The organism is Nevskia soli DSM 19509, assembly GCF_000711955.1.
Lineage (GTDB): Bacteria > Pseudomonadota > Gammaproteobacteria > Nevskiales > Nevskiaceae > Nevskia > Nevskia soli.
On record NZ_JONR01000026.1, the window covers coordinates 67643 to 90624 of the forward strand.

At 67.0% G+C, this 22982-nt stretch carries 22 protein-coding genes; 10 read left to right on the forward strand and 12 right to left on the reverse strand.

The features are described from left to right. Positions 1–142 precede the first annotated feature (142 nt). Positions 143–2209, forward strand: a complete 2067-nt coding sequence (gene ppk1, locus BP26_RS0114595) for a polyphosphate kinase 1 (RefSeq protein ID WP_029921313.1) — start codon at positions 143–145, stop codon at positions 2207–2209. Positions 2210–2338: 129 nt separating this feature from the next. On the opposite strand, the gene BP26_RS0114600 is transcribed toward ppk1, so the two are convergent. Continuing rightward, complete coding sequence (locus BP26_RS0114600) at positions 2339–3883, reverse strand: Ppx/GppA phosphatase family protein (protein WP_245611810.1); 1545 nt, start codon at positions 3881–3883, stop codon at positions 2339–2341. Positions 3884–4148: 265 nt separating this feature from the next. On the opposite strand from BP26_RS0114600, the gene BP26_RS0114605 reads away from it, so the two are divergent. Next, a complete protein-coding gene (locus BP26_RS0114605; RefSeq protein WP_029921315.1) occupies positions 4149–4481 on the forward strand; it encodes a c-type cytochrome in 333 nt (110 codons plus the stop codon). Positions 4482–4489: 8 nt separating this feature from the next. Continuing rightward, positions 4490–4831, forward strand: coding sequence for a c-type cytochrome (locus BP26_RS0114610; RefSeq protein ID WP_036516983.1), 342 nt, complete (start codon positions 4490–4492; stop codon positions 4829–4831). Between the two features lie 55 nt (positions 4832–4886). Here the strand turns inward: BP26_RS0114610 and rpoD are convergent, their stop codons facing one another. The 4 genes from rpoD to rpsU all read right to left on the reverse strand — a co-directional run bounded on the left by rpoD (position 4887) and on the right by rpsU (position 9441). Next, the gene (gene rpoD, locus BP26_RS0114615) at positions 4887–6734 is read right to left on the reverse strand and encodes an RNA polymerase sigma factor RpoD (RefSeq protein WP_029921317.1); all 1848 of its coding nucleotides are present in this window, start codon (positions 6732–6734) and stop codon (positions 4887–4889) included. Positions 6735–6812: 78 nt separating this feature from the next. Further along, on the reverse strand, positions 6813–8552 hold the full coding sequence (gene dnaG, locus BP26_RS0114620) for a DNA primase (protein WP_029921318.1): 1740 nt from the start codon (positions 8550–8552) through the stop codon (positions 6813–6815). Between the two features lie 107 nt (positions 8553–8659). Beyond that, complete coding sequence (locus BP26_RS0114625; protein WP_029921319.1) at positions 8660–9106, reverse strand: GatB/YqeY domain-containing protein; 447 nt, start codon at positions 9104–9106, stop codon at positions 8660–8662. 119 nt (positions 9107–9225) lie between these two features. Then, positions 9226–9441, reverse strand: a complete 216-nt coding sequence (gene rpsU / locus BP26_RS0114630; RefSeq protein ID WP_029921320.1) for a 30S ribosomal protein S21 — start codon at positions 9439–9441, stop codon at positions 9226–9228. A 112-nt stretch (positions 9442–9553) separates the two neighbouring features. Here rpsU and tsaD point away from each other — a divergent pair, with 112 nt between their 5' ends. Together tsaD and folB are read left to right on the forward strand one after the other, a co-directional pair. Then, on the forward strand, positions 9554–10591 hold the full coding sequence (gene tsaD, locus BP26_RS0114635; RefSeq protein ID WP_029921321.1) for a tRNA (adenosine(37)-N6)-threonylcarbamoyltransferase complex transferase subunit TsaD: 1038 nt from the start codon (positions 9554–9556) through the stop codon (positions 10589–10591). Next, positions 10588–10971, forward strand: a complete 384-nt coding sequence (gene folB, locus BP26_RS0114640) for a dihydroneopterin aldolase (RefSeq protein WP_029921322.1) — start codon at positions 10588–10590, stop codon at positions 10969–10971. Before tsaD ends, folB begins: the two co-directional genes overlap by 4 nt. On the opposite strand, the gene gmhB is transcribed toward folB, so the two are convergent. The 3 genes from gmhB to BP26_RS0114655 form a co-directional block, all read right to left on the reverse strand. Beyond that, positions 10950–11504: a D-glycero-beta-D-manno-heptose 1,7-bisphosphate 7-phosphatase gene (gmhB, locus tag BP26_RS0114645; protein ID WP_029921323.1), complete on the reverse strand. Its 555-nt coding sequence runs from the start codon at positions 11502–11504 to the stop codon at positions 10950–10952. The genes folB and gmhB overlap by 22 nt on opposite strands. 170 nt (positions 11505–11674) lie before the next feature. Beyond that, a complete protein-coding gene (locus BP26_RS0114650; RefSeq protein WP_036516965.1) occupies positions 11675–12058 on the reverse strand; it encodes a cupredoxin domain-containing protein in 384 nt (127 codons plus the stop codon). An 8-nt stretch (positions 12059–12066) separates the two neighbouring features. Then, on the reverse strand, positions 12067–12975 hold the full coding sequence (locus BP26_RS0114655) for a metallophosphoesterase family protein (protein ID WP_029921325.1): 909 nt from the start codon (positions 12973–12975) through the stop codon (positions 12067–12069). Positions 12976–13151: 176 nt separating this feature from the next. Here BP26_RS0114655 and BP26_RS0114660 point away from each other — a divergent pair, with 176 nt between their 5' ends. Both BP26_RS0114660 and BP26_RS0114665 read left to right on the forward strand, forming a co-directional pair. Then, the gene (locus BP26_RS0114660; RefSeq protein WP_029921326.1) at positions 13152–13703 is read left to right on the forward strand and encodes a sigma-70 family RNA polymerase sigma factor; all 552 of its coding nucleotides are present in this window, start codon (positions 13152–13154) and stop codon (positions 13701–13703) included. Positions 13704–13961: 258 nt separating this feature from the next. Then, a complete protein-coding gene (locus BP26_RS0114665; protein ID WP_036516966.1) occupies positions 13962–14777 on the forward strand; it encodes an anti-sigma factor family protein in 816 nt (271 codons plus the stop codon). Positions 14778–15000: 223 nt separating this feature from the next. Here BP26_RS0114665 and glyS read toward each other — a convergent pair whose 3' ends face one another. The 4 genes from glyS to BP26_RS0114685 all read right to left on the reverse strand — a co-directional run bounded on the left by glyS (position 15001) and on the right by BP26_RS0114685 (position 19965). Next, entirely contained in the window at positions 15001–17058 is a 2058-nt protein-coding gene (glyS, locus tag BP26_RS0114670) for a glycine--tRNA ligase subunit beta (RefSeq protein WP_029921328.1), read from the reverse strand. A 20-nt stretch (positions 17059–17078) separates the two neighbouring features. Further along, complete coding sequence (locus tag BP26_RS0114675) at positions 17079–17483, reverse strand: GFA family protein (protein WP_029921329.1); 405 nt, start codon at positions 17481–17483, stop codon at positions 17079–17081. Between the two features lie 25 nt (positions 17484–17508). Further along, positions 17509–18393 (reverse strand): glycine--tRNA ligase subunit alpha, encoded by an 885-nt coding sequence (gene glyQ, locus BP26_RS0114680; protein WP_029921330.1) that lies wholly within the window; start codon positions 18391–18393, stop codon positions 17509–17511. Positions 18394–18504: 111 nt separating this feature from the next. Beyond that, positions 18505–19965, reverse strand: coding sequence for a cation:proton antiporter domain-containing protein (locus BP26_RS0114685; protein WP_157572539.1), 1461 nt, complete (start codon positions 19963–19965; stop codon positions 18505–18507). A 137-nt stretch (positions 19966–20102) separates the two neighbouring features. Here BP26_RS0114685 and BP26_RS0114690 point away from each other — a divergent pair, with 137 nt between their 5' ends. From BP26_RS0114690 to BP26_RS0114700, 3 genes are all read left to right on the forward strand, one after another. Then, positions 20103–20453, forward strand: a complete 351-nt coding sequence (locus BP26_RS0114690) for a PsiF family protein (protein ID WP_029921332.1) — start codon at positions 20103–20105, stop codon at positions 20451–20453. 202 nt (positions 20454–20655) lie between these two features. Beyond that, entirely contained in the window at positions 20656–22065 is a 1410-nt protein-coding gene (gene glnA / locus BP26_RS0114695; protein ID WP_029921333.1) for a glutamate--ammonia ligase, read from the forward strand. A gap of 135 nt (positions 22066–22200) precedes the next feature. Continuing rightward, entirely contained in the window at positions 22201–22713 is a 513-nt protein-coding gene (locus BP26_RS0114700; protein ID WP_029921334.1) for a DUF4124 domain-containing protein, read from the forward strand. Positions 22714–22982 lie beyond the last annotated feature (269 nt).

Genomic DNA, 22982 nt, shown 5'->3' on the forward strand with positions numbered 1-22982 from the left:
CCGACAGGCCCGGCTGATATCCCGTTCACGGATTAAAACCCCTGCGGATGCTAGGCTATCCGGCCAGCATGTCATGCAACGGTCATCACGGATGAATCTACTAGCGTCTGAATCCCCCAACGCGCTCGACGCCACCACAGCCATGACCTCGTCCCCGCCGCAAGTGATCCAGCCCTTCGTCAACCGCGAGCTGTCGCTGCTCGAATTCAACCGCCGCGTACTGGAGCAGGCCAAGGACGAGAGCGTGCCGCTGCTCGAGCGCCTCAAGTTCCTCTGCATCTCCTGCTCCAACCTCGACGAATTCTTCGAGATCCGCGTCGCCGGCCTGAAGCAGATGATCAAGCTCGGCACGCCGCTGGTGGGCCAGGACGGCATCACCCCGACCGAGCTGTTCTCCGAAGTCAGCAACCGCACCCACACCCTGGTGGACGAGCAGTACCGGGTGCTGAACGAGGTGATGATCCCGGCGCTGGAGAAGGAAAAGATCCGCTTCGTGCGCCGCAGCGAGTGGACGCCGGAGCAGGATGCCTGGCTGCGCAGCTACTTCCAGAACGAGCTGCTGCCGGTGCTGTCGCCGATCGGGCTGGACCCGGCGCACCCGTTCCCGCGCATCCTCAACAAGTCGCTCAACTTCATCGTCTCGCTGACCGGCAAGGACGCCTTCGGCCGCAACATCGGCTACGCCATCGTGCAGGCGCCGCGGGCGCTGCCGCGCCTGATCCGCATGCCCAAGGATGTGGCCGGCACCGGTCCCTGCGACTTCGTCTTCCTGTCCTCGGTGATCCACGCCTACGTCGACGAGCTGTTCCTCGGCATGCAGGCCAACGGCTGCTACCAGTTCCGCGTCACCCGCAACTCCGACCTGCTGGTCGACGAGAATGAGGCGGAAGACCTGCTGGAAGCGCTGGAAGGCGAGCTGTCGCAGCGCCAGTGGGGCGACACGGTGCGCCTTGAAGTGGCGCACAACTGCCCCGAGCACATGTCGCTGTACCTGATGGAAGAACTGAGCCTGGGCCCGGCCGACCTGTACCAGTGCCAGGGTCCGGTGAACCTGATGCGCCTGATGGCCCTGCCCGACCTGATCGACCGGCCGGAACTCAAGTACACCCCTTTCGTGCCGCGCGTGCCCAAGGCCCTGACCGGCGACATGTTCGCGGCGATGCGCAAGCACGACCACCTGCTGCAGCATCCCTACGACTCCTTCGGCCCGGTGCTGGACCTGCTGCGCAGCGCCGCCAAGGACCCCAACGTGCTGGCGATCAAGCAGACGCTGTACCGCACCGGCGCCAAGTCCCCCGTGGCGGAGGCGCTGATCCAGGCCGCCCGCGCCGGCAAGGAAGTGACGGTGGTGGTGGAGCTGCGCGCCCGCTTCGACGAGGCCGACAACATCTCCCTGGCGGAAGCGCTGCAGGAAGTCGGCGCCCACGTCGTCTACGGCGTGGTCGGCTACAAGACCCACGCCAAGATGATGCTGATCGTGCGCCGCGAGGAAGGCGTGCTGCGCCAGTACGCGCACCTGGGCACCGGCAACTACCATCCCAAGACCGCGCGCCTCTACACCGATTACGGCCTGCTCACCGCCGACCCGGCGATCTGCAAGGACGTGCACGGCGTGTTCCTGCAGCTGACCAGCCTGGGCAAGGTGAGCAAGCTCAACCGCCTGCTGCAGTCGCCCTTCACCCTGGCCAAGGGCATGCGCGACCGCATCGAGCGCGAGATCGGCCACGCCGCCAAGGGCAAGAAAGCGCACATCATCGCCAAGATGAACGCCCTGGTGGAGCCGGAGATGATCCAGGCCCTGTACCAGGCCTCGCAGGCCGGCGTGCAGATCGACCTGATCGTGCGCAGCATGTGTTCGCTGCGGCCGGGCGTGCCTGGATTGTCCGAGAACATCCGCGTGCGCTCCATCATCGGCCGCTTCCTCGAACACCCGCGCGTGTTCTACTTCGCCAACGGCGGCGACCACGAGCTGTGGCTGTCCAGCGCCGACTGGATGGAGCGCAACCTGTTCCGCCGCGTCGAAGTCGCCTTCCCGGTGCTGGACAAGAAGATCCGCGAGCGCGTCATCGACCAGCTGCAGGCCTACCTCGACGACACCGCCTCGAGCTGGCTGCTGCAGCCGGACGGCACCTACCAGCGCGCGCCCAGCGAGCCGGGCGCCAAGAGCGTGCAGGTGAAGCTGCTGGAAGAGATTCTCGGCAGCGCGTAGCCGATGCGATAGTAGGTTGGGGTGAGCGCAGCGAACCCCAACGTCTTCGACTCGGGCCGTGCAATGTTGGGGTTCGCTACGCTCACCCCAACCTACAAGTAGTCGCGGGCCGGGCCGCGCCCGCCGTGCTCACTCGAAGCGCAGCCGGTAGTCCGCCGCCACCAGGTACTTCGCCTCCAGCTCCAGGTCCTCCCGCGTCAGCGGGTGCCGGTCCAGCCAGCCCGGCCGGAACTGCAGCCGCACGGTCCTGGCCGAGGCCTCGATCTGCAAGGGGATGCGCAGGCCCGGGGTGCGCGAGCGGTGCAGCAGCACCGCCAGCCGGAACAGGATCGCCAGCTTCTGCACCATGGGCTTCCACACCTCCGGCAGGTCCTCCAGCGCCCCCTGGGCGAACTTGCCGCGTTGCAGCCGCACCAGCGCCGCCAGCAGCTTCTGGTCGGTCAGGGAGAAGCCGAACATCTCGGCGTGGCGCAGGATGTATTCGCCGTGGCGGTGCGAGCCGTCATGGGCGATGACCAGGCCGATCTCGTGCAGCAGGGCGGCCCATGCCAGCAGGCGCGCGGCCTCGCCGCCCTGCAGGTTCCACGTCGGCGCCACCTGTTCCAGCAGCTTCAGCGCCGAGCGCTCGATCTCGCGCGCATGGGCACGGTCGACCCCGTAGCGCTCCGCCGTGGCTTCCACCGAGCGGCTGCGCACGTCGCGGTCGGAGAGGCGGCCGAGCAGATCGTAGATCACGCCCTCGCGCAGGGCGCGCTCCGAGGTCTCCATCTTCTTCAGGCCGAGGCTGTCGAACACCCCGGCCAGCACCGCGATGCCGCCGGCGAACACCGGCCGGCGGTCCTCGCGCAGCCCGGGGAAGTCGAAGCGGTCGACGCGGCCGGCGCGTACCGCCAGGTCCAGGGTCTTGTCCAGGGCCTCGCGGGTGATCAACTCGTCGGTCCAGCCCTGCCCCATCATCACGCGCCAGGCACCGCGCACCGTGCCGCTGGCGCCGATGGCCACATCCCAGCCGGCGGCGCGGTAGCGCCGCTCGACGAATTCCAGCTCCACCCGCGCCGCCAGCCGCGCCTCGCGCATGCGCGCCCGCGTCACCTCGCCGTCGCCGAAGAAACGCTGGGTATGGGTGACGCAGCCCAGCGCCATGCTCTCCATCAGCCGGGGCTCACCCAGGCGGCCGACGATCAGCTCGGTGCTGCCGCCGCCGATGTCCACCACCAGGCGGCGCGGCCGCGGCTCGCCCATGCCGTGGGTGACGCCGCTGTAGACCAGGCGCGCTTCCTCGACGCCGGAAATGATCTCGATCTCGTGGCCCAGCGCCCGCTCCGCCGCGGCGGTGAAAGCCCCGCCATCCTGCAAGCGGCGCAGGGTATTGGTGCCGACCACGCGCACCCGCTGCGGCGCGATGCCCTGCAGGCGCTGGCCGAAGCGCGACAGGCAATCCAGGGCGCGCGCCTGCGCCTCCGGGGTGAGCCGGTTCTTCGCGTCCAGGCCGGCGCCCAGGCGCACGGCGTCGCGCAGGCGGTCGATCACCTGCAACTGGCCGCCGCTTTCGCGCGCCACCATCATGTGGAAGCTGTTGGAGCCCAGGTCGACCGCCGCCACCTCGCCGCCGGGCTCGCTTCTGGAGCGCGTCGCGGAAGCACGCCGCAGGCGCGGCACGATGCCGTTTTTCAAGCGGCCTCCGGTGGGCTGATGGAGTTCCGGACACAGGGGCCGGGGAGCGACAGTCGAAGCATGGCAAAGGCTGTGGGCGGGCTCGCGCGCACTATACCCGAAGCCCGCTGTAGCGCCGGTGACACACTGCCGCGGCCGCACCCGGCGTGCAAAGCGCCCCGTTGCGGGCTTTTACCCGGCTGCCGATTGACTGGAGCCCCCGTTTCCACGAGCATATTGCGACTTCGCGGCCGGGCCGCGCAGCTTTGCCATTGGAGACTCCACGATGAAAGCAGTGCGATGGGGCATGCTTGCCCTCACCGCCACCTTGATGTGCGCTACGGTCGCGCAGGCGGATGGTGACCCGGCGGCTGGCCGGCAGAAGTTCTATACCTGCGTCGGCTGCCACGGCATCCCGAACTACAACAACGCCTACCCGGCCTACCGCGTGCCCAAGCTCGGCGGCCAGAATGCCGAGTACATCGCCAACGCGCTGAAGGAATACAAGAGCGGCGAGCGCAGTCACCAGACCATGCACGCCCAGGCCATGTCGCTGTCCGACCAGGACATCGCCGATATCGCCTCCTACCTGTCGACGGCGCCGGAAAAGAAGGACTGAGGATGAGCATGAACAAGATTGTCCTGGCCGCCCTGAGCCTTGCCGTCGTCGCCTCGGCCCACGCCGAAGCCCCGGCCAAGCCCGACAAGGTGATCGTCTGCGCCGCCTGCCACGGCGAGAACGGCGTCGCCACCCAGCCGATGTATCCCAACCTGGCAGGCCAGCAGGCCAACTACATCGAGCACGCCCTGCACGCCTACAAGAGCGGCGAACGCAAGAACCCGATCATGGGCGGCCAGGTCACCGGCCTCAGCGATGCGGATATCAAGCAGCTCGCAGCCTGGTTCTCGTCGCAGCCGGCGAAGGACTACGTGCCGGATATCGACGGGCCCGTCGGCGGCAAGAAGTAAGCTTTTGCGGTAACCGAAAAGCCCCGCAACGCGGGGCTTTTTTGTGGGCGCCGACCTACTCGTCCAGAAACGACCGCAAATAATTCGCCCGGCTCGGATGCCGCAGCTTGCGCAGCGCCTTGGCTTCGATCTGGCGGATGCGCTCGCGGGTGACGTCGAACTGCTTGCCGACCTCCTCCAGCGTGTGATCGGTGTTCATGTCGATGCCGAAGCGCATGCGCAGCACCTTGGCCTCGCGCGGCGTCAGGCTGGCCAGGATCTGGTGCGTGGCCTCCGCCAGCGACTGCGAAGTCGCCGACTCCAGCGGCGACACGGCCAGCCCATCCTCGATGAAATCGCCGAGGTGGGAATCCTCGTCGTCGCCGATCGGCGTCTCCATCGAGATCGGTTCCTTGGCGATCTTGAGGACCTTGCGCACCTTGTCCTCGGGCATCTCCATCTTCACCGCCAGCTCTTCCGGCGTCGCCTCGCGCCCCATCTCCTGCAGCATCTGCCGGCTGATGCGGTTGAGCTTGTTGATGGTCTCGATCATGTGCACCGGGATGCGGATGGTGCGCGCCTGGTCGGCGATCGAACGGGTGATGGCCTGGCGGATCCACCACGTGGCATAGGTCGAAAATTTGTAGCCGCGGCGATACTCGAACTTGTCCACCGCCTTCATCAGGCCGATGTTGCCTTCCTGGATCAGGTCGAGGAACTGCAGGCCGCGGTTGGTGTACTTCTTGGCGATGGAGATGACCAGGCGCAGGTTGGCCTCGACCATTTCCTTCTTGGCGCGGCGGGCCTTGGCCTCGCCCAGCGTCATGCGGCGGTAGATGTCCTTGATCTCGTCGATGGAGAGCAGGTTGTCGCCCTCGATCTGCTTGAGCTGCGCCACCAGCTGCTCGATGTCGCCCTTGCGCGCGGCCAGCGTGGCCGAGTACTTGCGCTTGGCGCGCACCGCCTTGTCCACCCAGGCGGCGCTGGTCGGGCCCTCCTCGCGGAACTTGGCCAGGAATTCCTCGCGGCTCATGCCGGCGTCGGTCACCGCCACGCGCATCACGGCGCGCTCCAGCGAGCGGATCTGCTCCAGCTTGCTGCGCAGGTTGAGGGTCACTTCCTCCACGATCCTCGGCGACAGGCGGAAGGTCATGATCAGGTCGGCCACCGCTTCGCGGCGCTGCTGGGTCTTCTTGCTGGAACTGCCCAGGCGCAGCAGCGAATCCCAGGCCTGGTCGTAGAGGCTTTGCAGCTCCTCGAAATTCTTGGCGGCTTCGACCGGGTCCGGACCGGTCTCGACGGCTTCTTCCTCGTCGCCGTCCTCCTTTTCCTTCTCGTCTTCCTCTTCCTCCTCCTCGACCTCCACCTCCGGCAGGATTTCCTCGGCGGGAGGAGGCGCTGCGTTCGGGTCGAAGAAGCCGACCACGACTTCAGCCAGGCGCTTCTTGCCTTCCTTGGCCGCGTCGTAGGCTTCCAGCAGGATGGCGACCGTTTCCGGGTAGATCGCCATGGCGTAGAGCGCCTCGTTGAGGCCCTCCTCGATGCGCTTGGCGATGCGGATTTCGCCCTCGCGGTCGAGCAGCTCCACGCTGCCCATCTCGCGCATGTACATGCGCACCGGGTCGGTGGTGCGGCCAAACTCGGAATCTGCGGAGGCCAGCGCGGCGGCGGCCTCCTCGGCGGCCTCCTCGTCGTCCTCGGCGGCGGCTACCGTGGGCTCGCTGAACAGCTGGGTTTCGTCGTCCGGGGCCTCGTCATGGACCGGGATGCCCATGCCCTGGATCATGGTGATGACGTCGTCGATCTGCTCCGAGTCCACCAGCTCGGTCAGATGATCGGAGACCTCGGCAAAAGTGAGGAATCCCTTCTCCTTGCCCAGTGCAATGAGATTCTTGATCTGTGACTGCTGGTCGGATGCGCTCATCAACTGTTTCTCAATGGCGGAGCCTGGTGCATAAAAACTCGGCTCAATACACGAATTTTATACTTTGCTTCTAGCAGTTTAGACCAATCTTGCGTCCGAAAGTTGACGGGTAATCTGCTCCAGTTCCGCCGTCTCGGCGGAGGCCAATTCCCGCTCCCGGGCCAGTTCCAGCAGGACCTGGGCGCGGCCGCGCAGGGCCTTCATCCGCAGGTGGCCGATGGTATCGGCGAACTCCTGGCCGATCGCCGCCTCGTCCAGCTGCTCCTCCACGCCGATGATGCGGTTGAGGGCCGCCCCCTTGGGGGTATCGCGCCACAGTTCCAGCAGCTGTCCCGCATGGCTGTCGGGGTGCTCGTGGAAGAATTCAATCGCCTCCACCAGCATGTCGATGCCCGGCTGGGGCATCGCCGCCAGCTGGCCGACATGGGCCACGCCCTGCGCCATGTCCGGGCGCTCCAGCAGCAGCTGCAGGGCGCGCTTGATCGGCCGGGCGCCGGGGGATTCGGTGCGCCCGGAAGGGGCCGGCCGGCCGGACGCCGCCGCCCGCTCGTGCCCGGTCAGCAGGGCGTCCAGGTCGGCCCGCCCGAGCCGGGTCAGGTGCTCCAGCTCGCTGACGATGACGCTGCGCAACGGTCCCTCGCGCATCCGCTCCAGGTGGGGCCGCGCCAGGCCCACCAGGCGGGCGCGGCCGTCACGGGTGCCGAGGTTGACCTCCTTCTTCAGCTCGCCCAGCAGGAAGTCGCTGAGGCTCATGGCCTGCCCCACCAGCCCGCGGAAGGCCTCGGCGCCGATCTCCTGCACCAGCGTGTCCGGATCGTGTCCGTCCGGCAGGAACATGAAGCGGCACTCGCGCCCCTCGTGCACCTCCGGCAGGGCCTGCTCCAGCGCCCGCCAGGCGGCGGAGCGGCCGGCGCGGTCGCCGTCGAAGCAGAACACCACGCGCGGCGTGGACTTGAACAGCAGCGACAGGTGGTCGCGGGTGGTGGCGGTGCCCAGGGTGGCGACGGCGTTGCGGATGCCGTGGTGGGCCAGCATCACCACGTCCATATAGCCTTCCACCACCATCAGGAAGGGCAGGTCTGCCTTGCTCGACTGCTTGGCCTCGTACAGGCCGAACAGGTTGCGCCCCTTGTGGAACAGCGGCGTTTCCGGCGAATTCAGGTACTTGGCGGGATCGTTGGCCAGGGTGCGGCCGCCAAAGGCGATGACCCGGCCGCGCGTGTCGCGGATCGGGAACATGACGCGGTTGCGGAAACGGTCATAGGCGCCGCCGCTGTCGCGCTGGATCAGCAATCCGGCGGTGAGGGCGTATTCGGGATCGGGGAACAGCCGCGCCAGCGCATCCCAGGACTCCGGCGCATAGCCGATGCCGAACAGCTTGGCGGTGTCGCCGCCGAGGCCGCGTTTCTTCAGGTACTCGATCGCCGGCTGGTGGGTTTTCAGCTGCGTGCGGTAGAAGCGCTCCGCCGCCGCCAGCGCGTCCAGCGGCCCTTCCAGCACCAGCTGCTCGCTGTGGCCGCCCTCGCGCGGCACCTGTACCCCGGCGCGCTTGGCCAGCTCCTCCACCGCCTCGACGAAGCTGAGGCGGTCGTTCTCCATCAGGAAATTGATCGCCGTGCCGTTCTTGCCGGAGGAGAAGCAGAAAAACATCTGCTTCGCCGGCGAGACGAAGAAGGAGGGCGATTTCTCGTTGGTGAAGGGCGACAGCCCCTTGAATTCCTTGCCCGCGCGCTTCAGCTCCACGCGCGTGCCGATCACCTCGACGATGTCGGTGCGCGAGAGCAGATCCTGGATGAAGCCTTGGGGAATTCGGGACATGGATAGCGCTACTGTAGATCAGTCGGCACTGACTGAGCAGGAGGCTAGTGGACCGCTTGTTTGAACAGGCGGCGCCGGGGATGGCGCCGCGCTTGCCAGGACGACAGCTATCCCAGCTTTCCCTTGATCAGCCCGGACAGCTTGCCCATGTCCGCCTTGCCCGCCACCTTCGGCTTGAGCCAGGCCATCACCTTGCCCATGTCCTTGCCGCCGGCGGCGCCGGTCTCGGCAATCGCCTGGGCGATGAGGGCATCGACTTCGGCGGCGGTGAGCTGCTGCGGCAGGTAGGCCAGCAGCAGGGCGATTTCCTGCGCTTCCTTGTCTGCCAGCTCGGGGCGGTTGCCGCTGCGGTACTGCGCTTCGGAATCGCGGCGCTGCTTGACCATCTTCTCGATGGCGGAGATCACCACCGCGTCGGTCAACTCGACCGCGTCGACCACTTCACGCTGCTTCATCTCGGCGGTGAGCATGCGCAAGGTGCTGACGCGCGCCTTGTCGCCGGCCTTCATCGCGGTCTTCACGTCTTCCGTGATGCGCGTCTTGAGATCGGTCATAGGCTTTCTCCAATAGAAAAATCCGCCCCGAAGCCGGTGCGGATTTTCGATAAGCTTTGGTGAGTGTTCACGCCGGGGTTGCCAGCGTGGCGCCCGTCACAAGGACAGGCTACAACTCATTAATACATCCGGACCTGGCGGGAGGTCTCGCGCGATACGCGCTTGGCCTGACGCTTCACGGCAGCAGCGCGCTTGCGCTTGCGCTCCTGGCTCGGCTTCTCGAAGAACTCGTGCGAGCGCAGGTCGGTGAGGACACCGGCCTTCTCACAGGTGCGCTTGAAACGGCGCAGTGCGACTTCAAACGGCTCATTTTCGCGGACGCGGACGCTCGGCATATGCCATCACTCTCGAAACAGAAAAGGGTTGCCCCCATTGAAGGGCCCGAGATTCTAAGTGTTTCCGACCTGTAAAGCAAAGCCCACCCCTTTCCCTCACAATACCCGCCCCATGGGCACCCTTGGCACCATCCTCGGCATCGAAACCTCCTGCGACGAGACCGCCGCGGCCGTTTATGACGGCGGGCGCGGGCTGCTGGCGCACGTGCTGCACAGCCAGGCGGCGATGCACGCCGAATACGGCGGGGTGGTGCCGGAACTGGCGGCGCGCGACCATGCCGGCCGCATCCACGGCCTGGTGGCCGAAACCCTCAAGGCCGCCGGCCTCAAGCTGCAGGATCTCGACGGCATCGCCTACACCGCCGGCCCCGGCCTGATCGGCGCCCTGCTGGTCGGCGGCTCCTTCGCCGCCGGGCTGGCAGCGGCCACCGGCGCCCGTTTGATCCCGGTGCACCACCTGGAGGGGCACCTGCTGGCGCCGATGCTGGAGACGCGCCGGCCGGAATTCCCGTTCCTGGCCCTGCTGGTCTCCGGCGGCCACACCATGATCGCCCGGGTCGACGGGGTGGGCGCCTACGCCATCCTGGGCGAAACCCTGGACGACGCCGCCGGCGAGGCCTTCGACAAGACCGCCAAGCTGCTCGGCCTGCCCTACCCCGGCGGCCCGCAGCTGGCCAGGCTGGCGGAAAGCGGCAAACCCGGCCGTTTCCGCTTCACCCGCCCGATGACCGATCGTCCGGGGCTGGAATTCAGCTTCAGCGGCCTGAAAACGGCGGTGCTGACCGCCCTGCCCAAGGACGCCGACATCCAGACCCGCGCCGACCTGGCCCTGGCCTTCGAGGAGGCGGTGACCGATACCCTGGCCATCAAATGCCACCGCGCCCTGCAGGAGACCGGCCTGAAGCGCCTGGTGGTGGCCGGTGGCGTCGGCGCCAACCGCCGCCTGCGCGGCAAGTTCGCGCAGATGGAGCGGCGCGGCGAAGCCGAGATGTACTTCGCCCGTCCGGAATTCTGCACCGACAATGCCGCCATGATCGCCTACGCCGGCTGGGCCCGGTATACCGAGGCGGAAGGCGCCGGCAGCGGCATCCTGGCGCGGGCCCGCTGGCCGCTGCATGAACTAAAACCACCACAGGCGAGCGCCGCATGAACCCCCTGGATCACATCCTCATCACCGGCCTGCAGGCGCGCGCCGTCATCGGCGTGCACGCCTGGGAGCTGCACCAGCCTCGCCCCCTGCTGATCGACGTGGAACTGGGGGTGGATGCCAAGGCCGCGGCCGCCACCGACCGCCTGCGCGACGCCGTGGACTACAAGGCGGTCTCGGACGAAATCGTGGCCTACGCCGCCTCGAAGGAATTCCGCCTGATCGAAACCCTGGCCGAATCCCTGGCCCGCCTGCTGTTCGAGCGGCACCCGATCCTGTCCCTGAGGCTGACCATCGGCAAGCCCGGCGCGGTGCCGGAAGCCCGGGGCGTGGCGATCCGCATCGACCGCCGGCGCGAAGACTACGCCGTCTGCGGCCGCTGATCTTGCGCGATTATGGTGCGCGCAAACTCCGCCAGATCCTTGTAGACGGTCACATCGTCGCCAGTTAGCTTACTTTTGGTGCGCCTCCCCTTGCCGGTTAGCACCAAAACAGGGCGAGCACCAGCGGCGCGCGCCGCCTCGATGTCGGATCCCGAGTCACCGACGAAGGGCACGCCCTCCAGGTTGATCCCCAACCGCCGCGCCAGATCCTTCAGCATCCCCGGCGCCGGCTTGCGCATCTCGGTCGCCTCATCCGGATGATCCGGCGCGAAGTGGATGCCGCTGATGCGCCCGCCCACCTCCGCCACCGCCCGCTGCAGGCGTTCATGGATGGCGAACAACGCGTCGAAATCGAGCAGGCCACGGCCGATGCCGGACTGGTTGCTGGCGATATAGACCTGGTATCCCGCCTGGCACAGCAGCGCGATGGCCTCGATGCTGCCGGGGATCGGCACCCACTCGGCCACCGACTTGATGAACTCGTCCGAGTCCTCGTTGATGACGCCGTCACGATCCAGGATTACGAGCTTCATGCCGGCACTGTGCCGGGGGCCCGGTGCACGGTCAAGGAGGCGAGAGGCGAGAGGCGAGAGGCGAGAGGCGAGAGGCGAGAGGCGAGAGGCGAGAAAGCATTGAGACCTCACGCAGCGGCGTCAAACTTTTGGTTTTGCGCCTCTCCCCTCCCTCCTCTCACCTCCCGGCTTCATTCGGTCACGGTGATGCTGCCGCTCATGTTCTCGTGCCCGCTGCCACAGAAGATGTCGCAGAGGAAGACGAAGGTGCCGACCTTGTCCGGCGTCAGCTTCAGGTGCATCACCTGTCCGGGTGGAATGTCGGAACGCGCATTCAGGTCCGGCACGCTGAAGCCCATCAGCACGTCCGCCGTGCTCAGCTCGATGTCCACCGTCTCGCCTTTCTTGATGGTGAGATGATCGGGGCTGAAAACGAAACGGCGCGCGGAAACCTTGATCAGCCGCGCATGCCGGGTCGCGGCGGCGCCATCAGCCCAGGCGGCAACCCCGAAGCCAGCCGCGGCGCACACCCCCAACAGGCAGGCGGGCGCGATTTTTCTGAGGAATGGGTTCATGGGCAAGCTCAGGCCTTGACCGGGAATTCGCTGATCTCGATCTGGCCGGCATCCCAGTCGATCTCGCGGAAGCCCAGCCCCTTGTAGGGCGCAGCCGCATCCCAGGGAATCGGCGCCTTCTTCGGCACCGACAGCGGCGCCGGCAGCGGGAACATCAACGACTTGGCCGAATGGTGCGCGATGTGCCCGGTCATATGGTGATTTTCCTGGTGGATGTGTCCGTAGAACACCACCACGTCGCGGAACGGCAGCAGCAGGTCGATGGCCTTGGCGCCGTCCGGCGTGGCCCAGTCCCAGGTCGGAGCGAGGTCGAACAGCGGCCGGTGGGCGAACACCACCAGGCGCCGCTTGTGGTCGAGGCCGGCCAGGTCCTGCGCCAGCCATTGCAGCTGCGCCTCGCCCAGGTTGGCCTTGGGATCGGAGACGTTGTCGAGCGCGATGAAGTGCACGCCCTGGAAATCGAAGGTGTAGTGCGTCGGCCCGAAGAACTCCTGGTAGGCGGCGCCGTTGTCGAGCGAGGCGTCGTGCTCGCCGGGCATGAAGTGCACGTTCTTCACGCGCAAGTCCTTCACGATGTCGCGGAACTCGGTCATGCGCTTGCGGCGCTCCGCCGGATCGTCGGTGGTGTGGGTCAGGTCGCCGGTGAAGATGATGAAGTCGGGCTGGTCGTGCAGGGCGTTCACCGCCGCCACCGCCTTGCGCAGGGTGCCCTGCGCGTCGGGATTGACCGCCGGGCCCTGGAAGCCCCAGTGCGAGTCGGACAGCTGGACGAAGTAGAAATCCTCGCCCGCCCCGGTGCTGTCGCCGCTCTTGTAATCCGTCTTGGCCTGGGCGAATCCGCCGAGGCCGGAGGCGAATACCACGCCCCCCAGCCCGGCCAGCCGCAGGAACTGCCGCCGATCGATGGTACGTTTCATCAGGTTCTCCGCTGGGAATATCCGTTGGTGGACCTCCTTGCATACCGCCGCCGCGCGGCGGATATTCCGCCTGCGGGTGCCTTTTCGGGAGATGGAATAAAACGGCGGCACCGCCGGTATGCACCGTATGGAATAGGCCCGTTACCCTTACTTGCCCCTAGCTGCAGGGAATCCGCGTGACCGATCAAGAGCAGGCCCGGCGTTTCGAGGCGATCGCCGGGCCGCACCTGGATGCCGCCTACAACCTCGCGCGCTGGCTGACGCGGGAACCGCATGACGCCGAAGACGTGGTGCAGGAAGCCTATCTGCGCGCCTTCCGCTTTTTCGGCGGCTTCCGCGGCGGCGACGGCCGCGCCTGGCTGCTGACCATCGTGCGCAACACCTTCTATACCTGGCTGGAGCAGCGGCGCCACCACCAGTCCGAGGTGGAATACAACGACGAGAACATCGGTCTACATACACAGGAGAACTGCGGAGACCCGGCCTTGCACGGCACCGACCCGGAAAAACTGCTGCTGCGCGCGGCCGACCAGCAGCTGGTCGAAAGCGCCCTGCTCAGGCTGGGGCCGGAGTCCCGTGAAATCCTGGTGCTGCGCGAACTGGAGGAACTGTCCTACAAGGAGATCGCCGAGATCGTGGGAGTGCCGCTGGGAACGGTGATGTCGCGCCTGTCGCGCGCGCGCCTGCAACTGCGCCACCAGATCGAGGCGATGGATCGGGGTCTGTAGAACGTCATTTGATCGCTGCGACGGCATCTGTTTTCGCGCAGCGCAAGGAGAGAGGAGCGTGGTGTACTCGAAGTACATGAGCGACGATCGACGCAGCGATGCGCGAAAACAGACGCCGTCCCGAAGGGTTGCGCCCAAAATCGCGCCAGGCGTCGTTGCTCGTCGCTCATTTAGTGGTACTAAATTTCGCTCCTCGCGCCTAGCCTGGCGCGATTTTGGGCGGCAACGCAGCGATCAAATGACGTTCTACAGACCCAAATGAGTACGATGAATTGCGAAGAAGCACAGGGCCTGCTGCCCGCCTATGGTGACGGCGAGCTGGACCTGCCGCATGCCCTGGCCCTGGAGCGGCACCTCGACGGCTGCCCCGCCTGCGCCGCGGCCCTGCGCGAGCAACGCGCGCTGAGCCAGGCCGTGCGCAGCACACCCTACCATCGCGCGCCGGACACGCTGCGCGCACGCCTGCGCGCCCAGCTGCCACCCGAAACGGCTGCACCGGCAGTCGTAGCCGCGCCGGCCCCGGCAGCGAAAACGTACCGGCGCCGCGACTGGTCACGCTGGGCCATGCCCATCGCCGCCGGCATCGCCCTGGCCGTGGGCCTCAACGTCATGCTGAGCACGCAACGCGCCGGGGAAACCCTGCGCAACGAACTGGTCGCCGGCCACGTGCGCTCGTTGCAGGCCGAACACCTGTCCGACGTCGCCTCCAGCGACCAGCACACGGTCAAGCCCTGGTTCAGCGGCAAGCTGGACTACTCGCCGCCGGTGCGCGACCTGACGGCACAGGAGTTTCCGCTGCTGGGCGGCCGCCTGGACTACATCGCGCAGCGCCAGGTGGCGGTGCTGATCTACCGTCACCGCAAGCACACCATCAACCTCTATATCTGGCCCGGCAAGAACGGCGACACCGCGCCCGAGAGCCACGGCAGCGAGGGCTACAGCCTGGTGCACTGGCGCCGCGACGGCATGGAGTTCTGGGCCGTGTCCGACCTCAACGGCGAGGAACTGCGGCAGTTCGCCCAGCTACAGATCGCCGCCGTGACGGACAAGGCGGCGAATGTGCCGAACACGTAGGGGACCTGTCGTCTCGTTCCGCAACATCATTTCCGTCATACCGGCGAACGCCGGTATCCAGCGTAGCGCGCGGCGGCTGAGCTTCCTGGATGCCGGCTTTCGCCGGCATGACGATGGCCCTGGTTAGCGCAGCCCCGTAGGTCGGCTCAAGCGCAGCGGAGCCGACAGGCTTCAGCGCAACTGCCGGTTCCGGGCGCAAGCGCCCTTGAACCGACCTACGAAACTACCCCGGCAAGCACGACAGATCCGCCACCTCGCGGCACAACGCATCCAGCCGCGCCAGCAAGGCCAGGCGGTTGCCGCGCACTTCGAGGTTCTCCGCCATCACCATCACGCCATCGAAGAACGCATCCACCGGCTCCTTCAACGCGGACAGCGCCAGCAGCATATCGCCGTATGCCGCCTTGGCGCGCAGCGGCGCCAGCGCCGAATCCACCCGCTCCAGCTCGGCCAGCAGCGCATGCTCGGACGGCACCTCGAACAGGCGCGTCTGTATCGAGGAAGCGGCCTGGCCGCCGGACTGGCGCAGGATATTGCGCGCACGCTTGTCGGCGGCCGCGAGGGTCGCGGCGGCCGGCGTGCTCTGGAACGCCTGCAAGGCTTCCAGGCGCCGCACGAAATCCAGCGGACGCGAAGCGCCCATGACCCGCACCGCTTCGAACTGTTCGCCGGTGGCGCCGCGCTCGATGCAATAGCCGCGCAGGCGCTCCACCACGAAGTCCCACAGCTCGTTGAGCACGCCCTCGTCGCGCTTGCCGGCCGGCTGTGCGTCCAGCGCGGCCTTGAGCACTTCGCGCAAATCCAGGTCCAGCGGACCTTCGACGCAGATGCGCAGCGCGCCCAGGGCGGCGCGGCGCAGGGCATAGGGATCCTTGCTCGCCGTCGGCTTCTGGCCGATGGCGAAGATGCCGGCGAGGCTGTCGAGCTTGTCGGCCAGGGCCACGATCTGGCCGGCGGGCGTCGAGGGAATCGGGCCGCCGGCCTGGGTCGGCCGGTAATGCTCGGCCACCGCCCGCGCCACCGCGTCCGGCTCACCGGCGGCACGGGCGTAGTAGCCGCCCATCAGGCCCTGCAGCTCGGGGAATTCGTAGACCATCTTGGTGACGAGGTCGTTCTTGGCCAGCTGCGCCGCGCGCTCCACCGTGGCAGCATCCGCGCCGACGCGCGCCGCGATATCACCGGCCAGCCGGCGCACGCGCGCAACCTTCTCACCGGTACTGCCCAGATCCTTCTGGAACGTCACCGTGTTCAGCTTCTCGCCATACGCTTCCAGCGGCTGCTTGCGGTCCTGCTCCCAGAAGAACAGCGCATCGGTCAGGCGCGGACGCACCACGCGCTCGTTGCCGGCGATGACCTGGGATACATCCTTCGACTCGATGTTGGCGACGGTGATGAAATACGGCAGCAGCTTGCCGGCCGTATCGAACAAGGTGAAATAACGCTGGTTGGTCTCGACCGTGGCCACCACCACTTCCGGCGGCAATTGCAGGAAGCGCTCCTCGATGCGGCCGGAGATGGCCACCGGCCATTCCACCAGGGCGGTGACTTCGTCGAGCAGGGTCTCGTCGATGCGCGGATCGCCGCCCAGCTTCGCGGCCTCGGCTTCGATCTGCCGCTTGATCTCGGCGCGGCGGCCGGCGAAGTCGGCCCACACCCGGGCATCCCACAGGGCAGGTCCGTAGTCGGCAAACGATTTCAAGGAAATCGCCTTGGGCGCATGGAAGCGATGGCCATAGGTCTTGCGCCCGGCCTTGAGGCCGAAGCGTTCGAGCGGCACGATGCGGCTGCCGTACAGGGCCAGGATCCACTGCACCGGCCGCACGAAGGTTTCCTCGCCCGCGCCCCAGCGCATGCGCTTGGGCACCAGCTGGTCCATCTGCTTGAGGGTTTCCTCGAAGATCTCGGCGATCAGCTCCAGCGTCTTGCGGCCCTTCTGCTTCTTGCGGAACACCAGGTTGCCGTTTTCCTGCTTCAGCGCCTTGAACTCCACGCCGCAGGACTTGGCGAAGCCCAGCGCCGCCGGCGTCGGCTGGCCGTCCTTGAACGCCGCCGCAATCTGCGGCCCCTTGCGCTCCAGGTTCTGGTCGGCCTGGCGCTCGCCCACGTCCGCGATCAGCACGGCGATGCGCCGCGGCGTGGCGAAGGTGCGCGTCTCGCCGACGGCGACGCCGCGCTTGGCCAGGCCGCCGCCGATGCCCTGTGCCAGGGCCTGGGTCAGCGGCTGCACATAGCGCGCGGGCAGGTCTTCGGTGCCCAGTTCGATCAGCAAGGATTGGTTCATGACGGGAATCAGCTCGGGAATTACGGACGTTCCGCGTGCTGCGGCAGACCGTCGAGGATGTCGTACCACTCGGCCTTGGAGGCCACGAAGTTGTGCGCCTGCGGCTTGAAATCGATCGGCGTGTCGAGCGTGCCCATGCGCAGGCGCAGCAGGCCCGGCTTGTCGGCGGCGCGGCTGTACAGCGGCGAACCGCAGTTGGCGCAGAACACGCGCTGCTTGCCCGGCGAGGACTCGTAGGCCTTGAGTAGCGCCTCGCCTTGCAGCAACTTGAACCCCGCCACGTCGACCGGCGCATTGGTGCCGAAGGCCGTGCCCTGCGCCTTGCGGCACTTGACGCAATGGCAGTAGATGAACTGGCCGAAGTCGCCGCGGTACTCGTAGCGCACGCCGCCGCAGAGGCAGCTGCCGCTATAGGTGCCGGTCATGGCGCAGTCCCCGGGGCGCGGCCGCTTACGCGACCTTGAGCAGCGGGAAACCGAGCTTCTCGCGCGCGGCGTAATAGGCCTCGGCGCAGAGCCGGGCCAGGGTGCGCACGCGCAGGATGTAGGCTTGGCGCTCGGTGACGCTGATGGCGCCGCGCGCATCGAGCAGGTTGAAGCCGTGCGAGGCCTGCAGCACACGCTCGTAGGCCGGCAGCGGCAAGCCTTGTTCGATCAGGTGCTGGCACTCGCGCTCGGCCACGTTGAAGCGCTCGAACAGCGCGGCGGTATCGGCGTGCTCGAAGTTGTAGGCGGACTGCTCCACCTCGTTCTGCTTGTAGACGTCGCCGTAGGTGACGATGCGGCCGCCGGCGTCCGACCACACCAGGTCGTAGATGCTTTCCTTCTTCTGGATGTACATGGCCAGGCGTTCGAGACCGTAGGTGATCTCGCCCGACACCGGCTTGCACTCGATGCCGCCGACCTGCTGGAAGTAGGTGAACTGGGTCACTTCCATGCCGTTGAGCCAGACTTCCCAGCCCAGGCCCCAGGCGCCGAGGGTGGGGCTTTCCCAGTTGTCCTCGACGAAGCGGATGTCGTGCACCAGCGGGTCGAAACCGAGCAGCTTGAGCGAATCCAGGTACAGCTGCTGGATATTCGGCGGGCTCGGCTTCATCAGCACCTGGAACTGGTAGTAGTGCTGCAGGCGGTTCGGGTTCTCGCCGTAGCGGCCGTCGGTGGGACGGCGGCTGGGCTGCACATAGGCGGCATTCCAGGGCTCGGGGCCGATGGAGCGCAGGAAAGTGGCCCAGTGGAAGGTGCCGGCGCCCACTTCCATGTCCAGCGGCTGCACGATGACGCAGCCCTGACGGGCCCAGTAGGTCTGCAGCGTCAGGATCAGGTCCTGAAAGGTCATGGCTGGCGGCGGGGTTGAAAAATGGCCCGGCAGTATAAAACAGTGGCCAGTGGTTAGTGGTCAGTGATTAGTAAAAGCGCAAGCGCACCTGCTCTTCTTACTAACCACTAGTCACTGGCCACTAACCACTTCTGTCCCCGCGAGGGCACCCCGCCTCCGCTGCGCCAAACTCAGCAACGGGCCGGTAATGCAGGTGGTCAGCAGCGCCATGATCACCAGCATGGTGAAGACCCGCGCCGACAGGATGCCGAGGTCGTAGCCGACGTTGAGCACGATCAGCTCGACCAGCCCGCGCGTATTCATCAGGGCGCCCAGGGTGAAGGCCTCGCGCCAGGCGGAGCCGGTCAGGCGCGCCGCCAGCAGGGTGCCGCCCAGCTTGCCGGCCACCGCCACCACGACGATCAGCCCGCACAGCAGCCAGTCCTGCGCGCCCTGCAGCAGTCCGATCTGGGTGCGCAGTCCGGTAAGCGCGAAGAACAGCGGCAGCAGGCCGACCGCGCTGAAGCCGTTCAGGCGCTCGCGCAGCGGCGCACGGAAAGCCGCGCCCGCCGGCATGGCGGTGCCGGCGAGGAAGGCGCCGAACAGGGCGTGGATGCCGATCGCCTCGGTGAAGGCGCTGCAGGCCAGCAGCAGCACCAGGGCCAGTGCCAGCCCGGACGTGCCGCCGCGGTCGGCGGCCAGCGTGGCGCCGAAGAGCCGTTGCAGCAGCGGCTTGACCAGCAGGTGCAGGCCCAGCACGAACAGCAGCGCCAGCGCCGTGCTCAGCCCGGCCGCGCCCAGGCCGCTGGCATGCGCCAGCGCCACCACCACCGCCAGCAGGCACCAGGCGCTGGCATCGCCGATGGCGGCGCAGGCCAGGGCCAGGCGCCCCACCGGCGTATGCACCATGCGGCGCTCCTCCAGGATGCGCGCCAGCACCGGGAAGGCGGTGATGCTCATGGCGATGCCGAGGAACAGGGCGAAGGCATGGAACGGCACGCCGGGCGTCGCCAGCAGGGGATAGGCCGCCAGCGCCAGGCCCATGCCGAGCAGGAACGGCAGCACCATGCTGGCATGGCTGATCAGCAGGGCGCTGCGCGCCTGCCGCCGCAGCTCCCCCAGGTCCACCTCCAGCCCCACCGCGAACATGAACAGCAGCACGCCGATCTGGCTCAGCAGCTGCAGCGGCGCCAGCGCCGTCGGCGGAAACAGGAATGCCAGGGCCTGGGGCCACAGCAGGCCCAGCAGGGACGGTCCGAGCAGGATGCCGGCGAAGATCTCGCCGATCACCGCCGGCTGGCCGATACGCCGGAACAGCCGTCCGAGCAGGCGTGCCGCGACGATGACCACGATCATCTGCAGCAGCAACAACGTCAGCGGCTGGTGCAGCCGCCCGGCAAGATCGGCGGCCGGCGCGGCTGCGGCCGGCGGCAGGACGCCGGGACCGGCGGATGCCGGGTACAACGCCTGCCCCCACCCCGCCAGCCCCGCGACGGCCAGCACCGAAGCCAGCAGGGCAAGGGCATAGAGGGGAACGAATTTGCGCATGGCGGGTGAAAAGGCGGGCGGCGGACAGGCCGCAAACGGTGTCATGCGGCGCCGGCGGGGTCAACGCGGGCATCACCGGCCTGTCATCCGGCGGGCCCGCCGCCATGCTAGGCTGAAAAGGTCTTTCGGTATGCCGAAAGCGGGGATTTACCCAACTTAAACAAGTCTTCAGGAGAACCGCGATGAAAGGGATATTACTCGCCGTCGTTGTCGCCGCCTGCGCCGCCGCCCCGGTCCATGCCGCCGACGCGCCCGCCGCCAAGCCGCTGACCACGCAGCAGCAGAAGATGAAGGACTGCAACGCCGACGCCAAGACCAAGGCGCTCAAGGGCGACGACCGCAAGGCCTTCATGAAGACCTGCCTGAGCAAGGACGGCGGCGCTTCGATGGCCGCGGCCGCACCGGCCGCCGCCCCGCTTTCGCCCAAGGCGGCGCAGCAGCAGAAGATGAAGGACTGCAATGCCGAGGCGACCGCCAAGACCCTCAAGGGCGCCGACCGCAAGACCTTCATGAGCACCTGCCTCAAGGGCTGAACCGGGGCCGCCCAGGGGCCGCGTAGGCTCCCGGGAGCGCCCGTATAATCCCTGGCCTGCGGCGCTTTTGCGCTGCAGGCTTTTCACTGTCGGGGCGTGTCTGAACCGCCGCCTTTGGCATAGTTTCTGCTTCAATTCGGTGCACTTCCGGTCAACCGGTAGGCACTAATTCATAAACATCCCCTCGCAGGAGACATCACCCATGTCGGGTAAAGAAGTTCTCAAAACCATTTCGGAAAAGAGCGTGAAGTTCGTCGACTTCCGCTTTTGCGATACCCGCGGCAAGGAACAGCACGTCACGGTGCCTTCGCACACCGTCGATGAAAGCCTGTTCACCGAAGGCAAGATGTTCGACGGCTCCTCGATCGCCGGCTGGAAGGGCATCAACGAATCCGACATGATCCTGATGCCCGACGCCGGCACCGCCTTCATCGATCCGTTCTTCGAAGAACCGACCCTGGTGCTGACCTGCGACGTCATCGAGCCCTCCAGCATGCAGGGCTACGGCCGCGATCCGCGCTCGCTGGCGCACCGCGCCGAGGAATACCTGAAGAGCACCGGCATCGCCGACACCGCCTTCTTCGGCCCGGAAAACGAATTCTTCATCTTCGACTCGGTCCGCTACGGCGCCGACATGTCGGGCTGCTTCGTCAGCATCGACTCCGAGGAAGCGGCCTGGAACAGCGGCAAGGAATACTCCGAAGGCAACACCGGCCACCGTCCGGGCGTGAAGGGCGGCTACTTCCCGGTGCCGCCGGTCGACGCGCTGCAGGACATCCGCTCCGCCATGTGCGAGACGCTGGAAGCGGTCGGCATGGTCACCGAAGTGCACCATCACGAAGTCGCCACCGCCGGCCAGTGCGAAATCGGCGTGAAGTTCGGCACCCTGGTCAAGAAGGCCGACGAAGTCCTCAAGCTCAAGTACGTGGTGCAGAACGTCGCCCACAGCTTCGGCAAGACCGCCACCTTCATGCCCAAGCCGATCGTCGGCGACAACGGCAGCGGCATGCACGTCCACCAGTCCCTGTCCAAGGGCGGCAAGAACCTGTTCACCGGTGACGGCTACGGCGGCCTGTCCGAGACCGCGCTGTACTACATCGGCGGCATCCTCAAGCACGCCAAGACCATCAACGCCTTCACCAACCCGGGCACCAACAGCTACAAGCGCCTGGTGCCGGGCTTCGAAGCGCCGGTGATGCTGGCCTACTCGGCCCGCAACCGCTCCGCCTCGATCCGCATCCCCTTCGTCAGCAACCCGAAGGGCCGCCGCATCGAAGTGCGCTTCCCCGACTCCACCGCCAACCCGTACTTCGCCTTCGCGGCGATGCTGATGGCCGGCATCGACGGCATCCAGAACAAGATCCATCCGGGCGAGCCATCCGACAAGGATCTCTACCACCTGCCGCCGGAAGAGGACAAGAAGATTCCGCGCGTCTGCCACAGCCTGGACATGGCGCTGGAGCACCTCGACCAGAACCGCGGCTTCCTCACCGCCGGCGGCGTCTTCACCGACGACCTGATCGACGCCTACATCGAGCTGAAGATGCAGGAAGTCACGCGCTTCCGCATGACGACTCATCCCATCGAGTTCGACATGTACTACTCCCTGTAACAGGGGTTTAGCGCTTCACGGAAAGGCCCCCGTCAGGGGGCCTTTTTCGTTTCGCCCGCCGGGGCCCCGGCGGGCGAAGACGGCGCCCCGGACCTCAGGTTTACAGCATGGCCGGCCGCGCGGTATTTTCGGCCCATGCGCAACCTCCTGATCCTGCCCCTGGCCTGCCTCAGCCTCGCCGCCGCGGCCGGCGACGTCTACCGCTGGGTCGACAGCAGCGGCGTGGTGCACTACGCCGACAAGCCGCAGACGCCGACCGACAAACCGGCCGCCCTGCCGCACCTGCAGACCTATGCCCCGAGCGCCCCGCCCGCCGGCTTCGCCCCCGCGCGGGGCGGCGCGCCGGCACAGGCGCCGGCGACACTCGTCAGCATCGCCTCGCCGGCTCCGGATGAAACCATCCGCGACGCCGAAGGCAACCTCAGCGTCACCGTCAACGCCGAGCTGCAGCCCGGCCAGGGCCTGATCTTCTATCTCGACGGCAGCGCCGCCAACCCGCAGCCGACGCCTTCCACCGCCTTCCTGTATACCGGGGTGGAGCGTGGCGAACACACCATCTCCGCCGCCCTGGTCGGCGGCAACGGCGAGGAACTGGCGCGCAGCGAGACGGTGACGATCCACATGAAGCCTCCCGCAGTCAGGCGCTAGGGAGCCTCTGATGAATCCCAAGCCCTGCCGCGGTTTGCCCTTTGATGCAGGGCAAGGCGCGAGGAGCGTGGTGTACTGAAATGTACACGAGCGACGAGCAACGCCGCCCTGCATCAAAGGGCAAACCGCCCGAAGGGTTGCCCCCCATTTTGCACCAGGCTGCGTTGCTCGCTCCTCATGTGCTTCAGCACACTTCGTCGCTCGCGCCTTGCCTGGCGCAAAATGGGGGGCAACGGTAGGGCTTGGGATTCATCAGAGGCTCCCTAGGG

What these genes read in the sequence shown, in the direction of transcription:
- ppk1 (WP_029921313.1), top strand. Translation starts at nt 143, where the DNA reads ATGACCTCGTCCCCGCCGCAAGTGATCCAGCCCTTCGTCAACCGCGAG.
- BP26_RS0114605 (WP_029921315.1), top strand. Translation starts at nt 4,149, where the DNA reads ATGAAAGCAGTGCGATGGGGCATGCTTGCCCTCACCGCCACCTTGATG.
- BP26_RS0114610 (WP_036516983.1), top strand. Translation starts at nt 4,490, where the DNA reads ATGAACAAGATTGTCCTGGCCGCCCTGAGCCTTGCCGTCGTCGCCTCG.
- rpoD (WP_029921317.1), bottom strand. Translation starts at nt 6,734, where the DNA reads ATGAGCGCATCCGACCAGCAGTCACAGATCAAGAATCTCATTGCACTG.
- dnaG (WP_029921318.1), bottom strand. Translation starts at nt 8,552, where the DNA reads ATGTCCCGAATTCCCCAAGGCTTCATCCAGGATCTGCTCTCGCGCACC.
- BP26_RS0114625 (WP_029921319.1), bottom strand. Translation starts at nt 9,106, where the DNA reads ATGACCGATCTCAAGACGCGCATCACGGAAGACGTGAAGACCGCGATG.
- rpsU (WP_029921320.1), bottom strand. Translation starts at nt 9,441, where the DNA reads ATGCCGAGCGTCCGCGTCCGCGAAAATGAGCCGTTTGAAGTCGCACTG.
- tsaD (WP_029921321.1), top strand. Translation starts at nt 9,554, where the DNA reads ATGGGCACCCTTGGCACCATCCTCGGCATCGAAACCTCCTGCGACGAG.
- folB (WP_029921322.1), top strand. Translation starts at nt 10,588, where the DNA reads ATGAACCCCCTGGATCACATCCTCATCACCGGCCTGCAGGCGCGCGCC.
- gmhB (WP_029921323.1), bottom strand. Translation starts at nt 11,504, where the DNA reads ATGAAGCTCGTAATCCTGGATCGTGACGGCGTCATCAACGAGGACTCG.
- BP26_RS0114650 (WP_036516965.1), bottom strand. Translation starts at nt 12,058, where the DNA reads ATGAACCCATTCCTCAGAAAAATCGCGCCCGCCTGCCTGTTGGGGGTG.
- BP26_RS0114655 (WP_029921325.1), bottom strand. Translation starts at nt 12,975, where the DNA reads ATGAAACGTACCATCGATCGGCGGCAGTTCCTGCGGCTGGCCGGGCTG.
- BP26_RS0114665 (WP_036516966.1), top strand. Translation starts at nt 13,962, where the DNA reads ATGAGTACGATGAATTGCGAAGAAGCACAGGGCCTGCTGCCCGCCTAT.
- glyS (WP_029921328.1), bottom strand. Translation starts at nt 17,058, where the DNA reads ATGAACCAATCCTTGCTGATCGAACTGGGCACCGAAGACCTGCCCGCG.
- BP26_RS0114675 (WP_029921329.1), bottom strand. Translation starts at nt 17,483, where the DNA reads ATGACCGGCACCTATAGCGGCAGCTGCCTCTGCGGCGGCGTGCGCTAC.
- glyQ (WP_029921330.1), bottom strand. Translation starts at nt 18,393, where the DNA reads ATGACCTTTCAGGACCTGATCCTGACGCTGCAGACCTACTGGGCCCGT.
- BP26_RS0114685 (WP_157572539.1), bottom strand. Translation starts at nt 19,965, where the DNA reads ATGACACCGTTTGCGGCCTGTCCGCCGCCCGCCTTTTCACCCGCCATG.
- BP26_RS0114690 (WP_029921332.1), top strand. Translation starts at nt 20,103, where the DNA reads ATGAAAGGGATATTACTCGCCGTCGTTGTCGCCGCCTGCGCCGCCGCC.
- glnA (WP_029921333.1), top strand. Translation starts at nt 20,656, where the DNA reads ATGTCGGGTAAAGAAGTTCTCAAAACCATTTCGGAAAAGAGCGTGAAG.
- BP26_RS0114700 (WP_029921334.1), top strand. Translation starts at nt 22,201, where the DNA reads ATGCGCAACCTCCTGATCCTGCCCCTGGCCTGCCTCAGCCTCGCCGCC.